General features: G+C 68.8%; 3 protein-coding genes. 1 reads left to right on the forward strand and 2 read right to left on the reverse strand.

Going from position 1 to position 1,716, the window contains the following annotated elements; all coding sequences use genetic code 11:
• Positions 1-567: beta-ketoacyl synthase N-terminal-like domain-containing protein (locus tag V6M46_RS10275; RefSeq protein WP_332664497.1), on the reverse strand; the 567-nt coding region annotated here is incomplete at its 3' end.
• 137 nt (positions 568-704) lie between these two features.
• Between V6M46_RS10275 and V6M46_RS10280 the strand changes: the two genes are divergently transcribed.
• Positions 705-1,430, forward strand: coding sequence for a MerR family transcriptional regulator (locus V6M46_RS10280; RefSeq protein WP_332664499.1), 726 nt, complete (start codon positions 705-707; stop codon positions 1,428-1,430).
• Positions 1,431-1,496: 66 nt separating this feature from the next.
• On the opposite strand, the gene V6M46_RS10285 is transcribed toward V6M46_RS10280, so the two are convergent.
• Positions 1,497-1,716, reverse strand: a 220-nt coding sequence (locus V6M46_RS10285; protein WP_332664501.1) for an acyl-CoA dehydrogenase family protein, incomplete at its 5' end; no start/stop codon positions are given.

Raw genomic sequence — 1,716 nt, forward strand, 5'->3', positions numbered from 1 at the left:
CTTGGCGAAGTAGCCGTTGGCGATCGCCTTGGCGGCCCGCGCCTGCGACTCCGCGGCGAACGTGTCGACGTCCGTACGGCTGTAGCCCTCGATCGTCGCGATCAGGTCGGCGCCGATGCCCTGGGGCACGAAGTCGGTGTCGAACGCCGTACGCGGGTCCATGGCCCAGGCACCGCCGTCGGTGCCCATCGGCACCCGGCTCATCGACTCGACACCGCCGGCGAAGATCAGGTCCTCCCAGCCGGAACGGATGCGGCCCGCGGCCTGGTTGACCGCCTCGAGGCCCGACGCGCAGAAGCGGTTGAGCTGGACGCCGGCGACGGTGTCGGGCAGGCCCGCGGCGAGCGCGGCGGTCTTGGCGATGTCTCCGCCCTGGTCGCCGACCGGCGACACGACGCCCAGCACGACGTCATCGACACCGTGGGGATCCAGCGAGGGGTTGCGCTTCTGGATCTCCTCGATCAGGCCGGTCATCAGCGAGATCGGCTTGACCTCGTGGAGTGATCCGGTCTTCTTGCCGCGCCCTCGCGGGGTGCGGATGGCGTCGTAGACAAAAGCCTCGGTCATAACTGGGTCCTCGCAGATCAGGTGAAAGACGTGTCAGCAGCGTGACAACCTCGATTGTGACACCAGCACTGTCAAAGTTCTAGACGAGTTCCTGTGGGCCGCGTCACGTGCCGCCGCGGTGGCATAGTCTCTGCACCATGAGCGCCGCACCAGCCGAGACGATGAGCGTCGAGCAGCTCGCGTCGCGCGTCGGCATGACGGTGCGGACCGTACGCTTCTATGCCGGCCGCGGCCTGATCCCGCCGCCACGGCGCGAGGGGCGCAACGGCTACTACGGTCCCGACCACCTGGCCCGGCTCGAGCTGGTCCGTGAGCTGCAGGCGCACGGGTTCACGCTCTCGGCGATCGAGGGCTACCTCGAGAACATCCCGTCCGACGCCACGCCCGAGCAGGTCGCGCTGCATCGCACCCTGCTCGCACCGTGGATGGCCGACCGGCCCGAGGAGCTCGACCGCGAGGCGCTCGAGCTGAGGGCCGGCCGCGAGCTCGACGATCACGCACTCGAGATGCTGATCGCCCTCGGGGTGCTGGAGCCGACGCCGACCGAGGACGTCTTCCGGGTCGCGCCGGCGCACCTCGCGGTCGGCATCCAGTTCATCGAGACCGACATGCCGATCGAGGTCGCACACGCCTCGCGGCGGATCTTCGACGCGGCCGGCAAGGCCGTCGCCGAGGAGATCACCGAGGTGTTCCGCACGCTGTGGTGGCCGCAGCTGCGATCCTCCGGGCGTACGGCCGAGGACATCACGGCCCTCGTCGAGCGCTTCAAGCCGCTCACGATCCAGGCGCTCGTCACGGCGTACGAGACCGCCGTCGACGAGGCCAAGCGCGAGACGATCCGCCGCCGCACCGAAGGCAGCTGACCCCGGGCGGTGACTTAGCGTCCACCGCGGGGCCATGAGTGGACGCTAGCTCACCGCTCCGCGCAGCTAGAGCCCCATCGTGCGGCCGATGATCTCCTTCATGATCTCGGTCGTGCCGCCGTAGATCGTCTGGATCCGGCTGTCGGTGTACGCCTTGGAGATGGGGTACTCCGTCATGTAGCCGTAGCCGCCGTGCAGCTGGAGACACTTGGCTGCCGCCTTGTTCTGCAGCTCGGTGGTCCACCACTTGCCCATCGCGGCTTCCTCGATCGTCAGCTCGCCCCTG

The sequence above is a fragment of the Aeromicrobium sp. genome (assembly GCF_036676885.1).
GTDB lineage: Bacteria > Actinomycetota > Actinomycetes > Propionibacteriales > Nocardioidaceae > Aeromicrobium.

Excerpts from the sequence above, each read along its gene's own strand:
- V6M46_RS10280 (WP_332664499.1), top strand. The coding sequence starts at position 705 with ATGAGCGCCGCACCAGCCGAGACGATGAGCGTCGAGCAGCTCGCGTCG.